At 31.3% G+C, this 7,025-nt stretch carries 5 protein-coding genes and 1 riboswitch; of the genes, 4 read left to right on the top strand and 1 reads right to left on the bottom strand.

Annotation, left to right across the window (positions count from 1 at the left end; all coding sequences use genetic code 4):
- The first annotated feature begins 65 nt into the window (after positions 1–65).
- The 4 genes from C4B25_RS01455 to lon all read left to right on the top strand — a co-directional run bounded on the left by C4B25_RS01455 (position 66) and on the right by lon (position 5,678).
- Positions 66–1,547 (top strand): APC family permease, encoded by a 1,482-nt coding sequence (locus C4B25_RS01455; RefSeq protein WP_131613294.1) that lies wholly within the window; start codon positions 66–68, stop codon positions 1,545–1,547.
- Positions 1,548–1,701: 154 nt separating this feature from the next.
- Entirely contained in the window at positions 1,702–2,349 is a 648-nt protein-coding gene (locus tag C4B25_RS04870) for a DUF2188 domain-containing protein (RefSeq protein WP_246004287.1), read from the top strand.
- Between the two features lie 55 nt (positions 2,350–2,404).
- A riboswitch (FMN riboswitch) is annotated at positions 2,405–2,515 on the top strand.
- 36 nt (positions 2,516–2,551) lie between these two features.
- A complete protein-coding gene (locus tag C4B25_RS01470) occupies positions 2,552–3,244 on the top strand; it encodes an MPN527 family putative ECF transporter permease subunit (protein WP_131613295.1) in 693 nt (230 codons plus the stop codon).
- A gap of 121 nt (positions 3,245–3,365) precedes the next feature.
- The gene (gene lon, locus C4B25_RS01475) at positions 3,366–5,678 is read left to right on the top strand and encodes an endopeptidase La (protein ID WP_210725162.1); all 2,313 of its coding nucleotides are present in this window, start codon (positions 3,366–3,368) and stop codon (positions 5,676–5,678) included.
- Positions 5,679–5,776: 98 nt separating this feature from the next.
- On the opposite strand, the gene C4B25_RS01480 is transcribed toward lon, so the two are convergent.
- On the bottom strand, positions 5,777–6,967 hold the full coding sequence (locus C4B25_RS01480; protein WP_131613297.1) for a phosphopentomutase: 1,191 nt from the start codon (positions 6,965–6,967) through the stop codon (positions 5,777–5,779).
- Positions 6,968–7,025 lie beyond the last annotated feature (58 nt).

Below are 7,025 nucleotides of genomic sequence, written 5' to 3' on the forward strand. Positions count from 1 at the left end.
TGCAAATAGCAGGTTGTTAAACCGCCCTTAAATAGGCGGATTTTTATTACTAAAAAGGAGAGAAAATGTCAACTACAAAAAGGAATGTCAAGAAAATAGGATTCTTATCTGTCATTATTACAGTAATTGGTTCAGCTATTGGAGCCGGTATATTCTTTAAGAATAATTCAATTTTAAATAATACTCACGGTAATATGGGTTTAGCTATTTCTTCGTGAGCCGTCGCGGCTATTGGTATTTTAGCAATTGGATTAGCTTTAATAGAGGTTGCTTCAACACAAGAAAGAGATAAAGGTATATTAGGTTGAGCGCAAAAGTTCACTAAAATATCAGTATTCAAATGATCGAAAGGTTATATGTTATTGCTTTTCTTCCCTATTACATTTGTAACAATTCCATTGTATGCAGTTATGGCTCTACAAGATGCAACTGGTTGACAATTAAATTGATGAGTTGTTTCTCTTATAGCGTTCGCAATATTTTTATGAATATCATTAATATCATTTTGAAATCTAAATGCAAGTACTAAATTACAATGAGTATTTACAATTCTAAAATTCGTTCCGATTGTTTTTATACCATTGTTTGGTTTTATTAATTTTGAACACAATCATCCTCATGCAGATTCACCTGTTCAAGGATTAACAGGACTTTCACCATATTTAGGCGTTATTGCTTCGGTTCCTGCAATATTCTTTGCATATGATGGATTTTATACTGTATCTTCTATAAAAGAAGAAATGGAGAAACCAAATCTATTACCTCTAGCTTTAGCAATTGGGGTTGGTGCAATCACATCTATGTATCTTTTAATTACTTCTGGTGTTTTGGTTGGTTCGGAAAAAGGTGGAGCCAATGTCTTTAATAATAAAATATTCAAATCAATAATGAATGCTTGTATTTTCTTGGCTGTTCTTGGAATTGTTAATGGATTTGCTATGGGTTCATACAATGTTTATGATGAATATATCACAGACGATGATTTCATATTCTCTAAATTCTTTAAAAAATGGAAAACTAAAGATATTAAAATAACGAAAACAATCTCTTTAAGAGGATTCACACCCGGAATCTTAATTCTAACCACATTAACAATTGTGTTCTTTGTGATATTTGCTTGTGTGGGCGCTTATGCTTATAAAGATACAGTTGGATATCAAGGACAATATGGTTATTATAAAACTGCTTCATTATATAGTTTTGTTGATTTGTTAACTAATTGATCTTCATTATTAGTTTTTGGTGTTATTGTATTTTCAATTGTTGGAGCCTTGATAAATAGGAAGACAAATAAAATTAAAGTTGAGAAATCAAAATTATTTATACCTGCAGCAATCATCTCGATTTTATTCACTGCAATTCCTGTGATTTATATGCTAATTGCTTCAGTTGTTGATATGACAGGATTCAATCATGCTGACAGGATGTCTTCTACAACTACATTTTGTGTTCTGATAGGTACATTATTATTATCATTCCTTCCTTGATTAATTGAAACCGTTATTGCTAAAATAAACACCAAGAAAAAAGCAACGAAATCTCTATAGGTAAAATTTAGAACAACTTTAATTAAAAATAACTCTTATTTCAGAGTTTTTTTATGTTTAAAAAGCTATTTTTTTGATAAAATATTATTGCATTCACTTAACAAGTAAGTGATTATAAAATGAGAAATTAAAAAAATAAACCAAGGAGAAACAAATGTCAGTTAAATACGTTACAAGAAGAGCGGAAGATAAAAAATGATGCGTTAAAAATGCAAAAGCTTCAAAAGCTACAAGAGTTTTTAATACACAAAAAGAAGCTATCCAATATGCAGCTTCATTAAAATCAACAACATCAATCATGGTGCAATCTAAAGAAGGAAAATTCAGAAAACACTCTACATGAGATGGTGTTAAAAAATCTGAAACAACTAAAAAACCAGCTGCTAAAAAAGCAACACCAGCTAAAAAGCCAGCTGCTAAAAAAGCAACACCAGCTAAAAAAGCAACAGTTGCTAAAAGACCAGTTGAAGAGAAACCAGTTGTTGAAGAAAAAGATGCACAAATCGCTACAAAAGAAAGAGTGATTCAAGAACTTAAAGCACAAAACGATGCTCTTGATAAACAATTAGCAAAAGAAGCTGAAGAAAAAGCTGCTGCAGAAGAAAACAAAACTGCTGCTAAAGAAGAAAAAGTTGCTGCTAAAGAAGAAAAAGCAATTGCTAAAAAAGAATCAGGAAATAAATCAAACAAGATCAAGTTAGCTGTAGGGATTATTTTCTTACTATTAGTAATAGGTGTTGGTGTATTATTTGTTGCTGACTGAAAAGATTGAATTAAATTCATGGATGTAATCAAAAAATAATTAAATAATAATATGTCTTGTGGCATATTTTTTTATTTTCTAATATAATTTATATGAGTCTTTTTGGGGACAGTGAAATTCTGTACCGGCGGTAAAGTCCGCGAGCGAAAGCTGAGTTGGTTAAATTCCAACACCGATGGTAAAGTCCAGATGAGAAAAAAGAAACTAACAAAAGACTCACTTTAAGAAAGAAGGAGTTTTTATGACACCAAGCAATCTCTTCCATTGCTCTAAGGGCAGAGGAGTTGTGCATAAAATAGCGTTTACTGGTGTATTTCTTGGATTAGTTTTATTATTGCAATTTTTATCGAGGTATATGCCATTTGCTGATACCTATATAAAATTAAACTTTTCATTATTATTTATATTACCTATATTTTATTATGCTGGCCCTATTTGAGGTATTTTAACATTGTTGTTGAGATTCGCAATGGGTCCAGTTATAGCTGGTACAGGTTATCACCCTAGATATTTGACAGGGCACTTCATTTTACTCGTTTGTTCAATTGTAACGATTGGATTTATGTATATATACTCAAGTATATTCAGTAAAATGAAATCTCATAATATAAAAGTAATAACAATAGCGATCACCACATTCATTTCATCATCGCTGATATTAACATTTCTAAATCAAATATTCTTTACACCTTTGTATTGAGTATCAACTGGATATATAAAACATTTTTCAATTTCAGAAACAATAGATGTTTACAATAATCCATATTTTTTAGTAAAAGCAAAATTCTTTATGATACCCAATTATTGAGCAGGAACATTTGTAACATATTTCGCAGGTAACCTTGCAAAATATGGAGTTATATTCTTGTGTTATATCCCAATGGCAAAAGTATTAAGAACTTATGCTTCACGTAATAATGAATCATGAGGTTAAAAAAGAAGGAAAGAATATCAAAAAGCACAACAAAATAAAATTAGCACTCAAAATAAAGAGTGCTAATTTTATTCGCAAAAAGTGTATAATTAATTTAATAAAAATAGAAAAAGAGGTTCAAATGAAATATCCAGTTTTAGCCACTAGAGGGATCGCAAACTTCCCTGGGCACAAAAATATTATAGAAATAGGTAGACCAGAGTCATTAATCGCTATTAATGAAGCACTTATTAAACACGAAGGTCAAATTATCGTTGTTTCTCAAAAGTCTGCAATGTTAGATAAAATAACATCTATCGATGATATTTTTACAACAGGTACACTAGCAACTATCGAAGTCCAAGAAGCTTACGATGGTGGAGGGAAAAGAATTGAAGTTACAGGATTAAGTAGAGTTAAGATTTCAGAAGTTACAATTGATGATTCAATTTTTGCAGAGGCAAAATTGGTGAAAAGTATTTCTGGCGATGAACTTAGAGAACAAGCATTAGTTAGAAAAGTTTCTTCGGAGATTGAAAAATCACTTGGTAAACTAATTAATATGCCGAAACACGTTCTTCAAGAGCTTGCTTCTGGTATTTCTGCTGGTGAGCTTGCAGATGTTGTCGGACACTATATGCCTCTTACAATTGAAAAGAAAGCTAAAATTCTAGCAACGAGAAATGTTAATAAACGTTTAGAACTTGTTATCGAGATATTAGAAGAAGAAGCAAGAATCATTGAAATTGAAAAAGATTTAGATGTTAATGTTAGATCTACACTTGATAAACAACAAAGAGAATACCTTCTTAGAGAAAGAATGAAAGCCATCAAGGAAGAATTAGGAGAAATGTCTTCTAAGTCTTCAGAGATTGATTCATGAAGAGAAGCTATCCAAGATAAAAAATATCCTGTATATGTTAAAGAAAAAGTTCTTGATGAGATTGCTAAATACGAAGCTATGCCTCCTATTTCAGCAGAAGCTAATGTTTCAAAAGCATATATTGATTGATTAGTTAAGTTACCATGAGAAACATATTCAAAAGATTCAACAGATATTGTAAAAGCACAAGAGGTTCTTGACAAAGGACACTATGGACTTGAAAAGGTTAAAGAACGTATTATTGAATATTTAGCTGTTAAAGCGAATACAAAATCAAATACAGCACCTATTATTGCTTTAGTTGGTCCTCCAGGTGTTGGTAAAACTTCACTTGCTCGTTCGATTGCTGAAACAATTGATCGTGAATTCATTAAGGTATCACTTGGTGGAGTTAGAGATGAAGCTGAAATTAGAGGTCACAGAAGAACTTATGTTGGTTCAATGCCGGGTAAATTAATTCAAGCTATTAATAAAGCTAAAACTTCTAACCCAGTTATTCTTTTAGATGAAATTGATAAAATGGCTTCTGATTATAAAGGGGATCCAACATCAGCTATGTTAGAGGTTCTAGATCCAGAACAAAACAAAAAATTTCAAGATCATTACCTAGAACTAGAATATGATTTATCAAAAGTGATGTTTATAGCTACAGCAAACTATTACGAAAATATTCCAGCACCTCTATTGGATCGTGTTGAAATAATTGATCTTTCTTCATACACAATGAAAGAAAAAGTTATGATTGCTAAAAATCACTTAATACCTCAAGTTATCAAAGAAAATGGATTAACAAAATCACAATTTAAAATGACTGACAAAATAATTGAAAAAGTTGCAAAACACTATACTCTTGAAGCGGGTGTTCGTGGTCTAAAACGTGCATTTGATAAATTAGCTCGTAAGATCGTTGTTAAGAAAATCAAAGGTGAAATCAAAGGTGCTTACACAATAACAGAACCTAAAATGATTGAACTTTTAGGACAAAAGAGCTTTATCGAAGACAAAAAAGAGAAGAATCCAATTATTGGTCAAGTTACAGGTCTGGCTTACACACAATATGGTGGAACAACACTTCCAGTGGAAGTAACAACATTCCCTGGTAAGGGTGAATTAAGAATCACAGGTCAATTAAAAGATGTTATGACTGAATCAGCTACAATTGCTTTAGCATTTGTAAAAGCAAACACTAAAAAATTCGGTATTGATTTTGATTTTGAGAAGAATAGTATCCATATTCATGTTCCGGAAGGAGCAGTTCCTAAAGATGGACCTTCAGCTGGTGTAACCTTTACAACAGCATTAATCTCAGCACTTTCAAAACGTGGAATTTCTTCAGATTGAGCAATGACAGGTGAAATTACATTAAGAGGTAAAGTTCTTGCGATTGGTGGATTAAAAGAAAAATCATTAGCAGCTGTAAGAATGGGTGTTAAAGAAATATTCATACCTAAAGCAAATGAGAAAGATATTGCGGAATTACCAAAAGAATCAAAAGAAAAACTTAAGATTCACCCAGTAAGTGACTATTCAGAAATTTACAAAGTGTTATTTCCGAAAAAAGCTAAAAAGTAATTAATATAAAGAAATAGGCAACTAATGCCTATTTTTATTTTCTATTTGTAATATTTTTTTAAAAAAAACAACCCTTTAAAGCGGGTGTTTTTTATTAATTATTTTAATTTATTTGTGATATCTTCACCAGTACCTGTAGGTGCTACATCTCAGTTTTTAGCAACTATATTTCCTAAAGTTCCAAATCCTTTAGCATCATCAAGTTTCATTGGTTTTTCAAATCCTTTAGAGAAAATTGTTCCTGGTACCATTTCTCTTGTGTGGTCTGAACCTGGTCATGAAGGGTCATTACCATGATCTGAAGTGATGATTAATAAATCATCTTCTTTCATTGCATTTTTTAGTTTTGTTAATTTGATATCGAAGTCGTTAATCGCTTCTGCATACCCATCAATATTTCTTCTGTGTCCATAGTGTGAATCAAATTCTACAAGGTTAACCATGATAAATTCATCTTTTGTATCTTTTGAAACTAAATCAATTAATTTATCCATTCCATCATTGTTTGATTCAGAATGAATAGCAACATCAATTCCGTGACCTGAATAAATATCATTAATTTTACCTATTGATGTTACTTTAACTCCTTTTGAAGCTAAATCATCCATAACAAGTCTTTCTGAAGGTTCAACAGCATAATCATGTCTGTTTGCAGTTCTTTGGAAATTTGTTTTATCTGTTCCAGTGTAAGGTCTAACGATAATACGTCCAACGTTTCATTCTGGTCTTGAATTACAGATTTCTCTAGCAGCTTTACCATATCTGTAAAGTGTTTCAAGCCCCATTGTTTCTTCATTTCCACAAATTTGTAGAACGGGATCAGCTGATGTATAAACAATAACTTTCCCTTCTTTTATTTCTGTTTCACCAAGCTCAGTAATTATTTCTGTTCCTGAAGCCGCTTTATTTCCGATGATTTCTTTTCCATCAAATGCTTTTGATAGTTCATCTAACATTTCTTGAGGGAAACCAGTTTCTGTAAATGTTGGGAAAGGAGTAACTGTTTTAATCCCCATCATTTCTCAGTGTCCAGCTAATGTATCTTTAGCATTTCCTAATTCGATTAATCTCAATGTGTATGCGTTTTGTTCTTTTGTTGGTGGCATTCCTTCTAAATTAACAATGTTATTAATACCCATTTTTCTTCATGTTGGGATGTTTAATAATCTTGTTTTTGAGATTGAAGAAAATGTGTTTGCTCCAAAATCTCCGAACTCTTTTGCTCTTGGACAATTACCTATTCCAAGAGAATCTGTAACTATAAAAAATACTCTATTAAATTTTTTCATTTTATACCTTCCTTTATTGAATATTTATATTATAATATACACACATGTGTTATTACCT

The organism is Mycoplasma todarodis (genome assembly GCF_004335995.1).
GTDB lineage: Bacteria > Bacillota_I > Bacilli_A > Mycoplasmatales > Metamycoplasmataceae > Mycoplasma_K > Mycoplasma_K todarodis.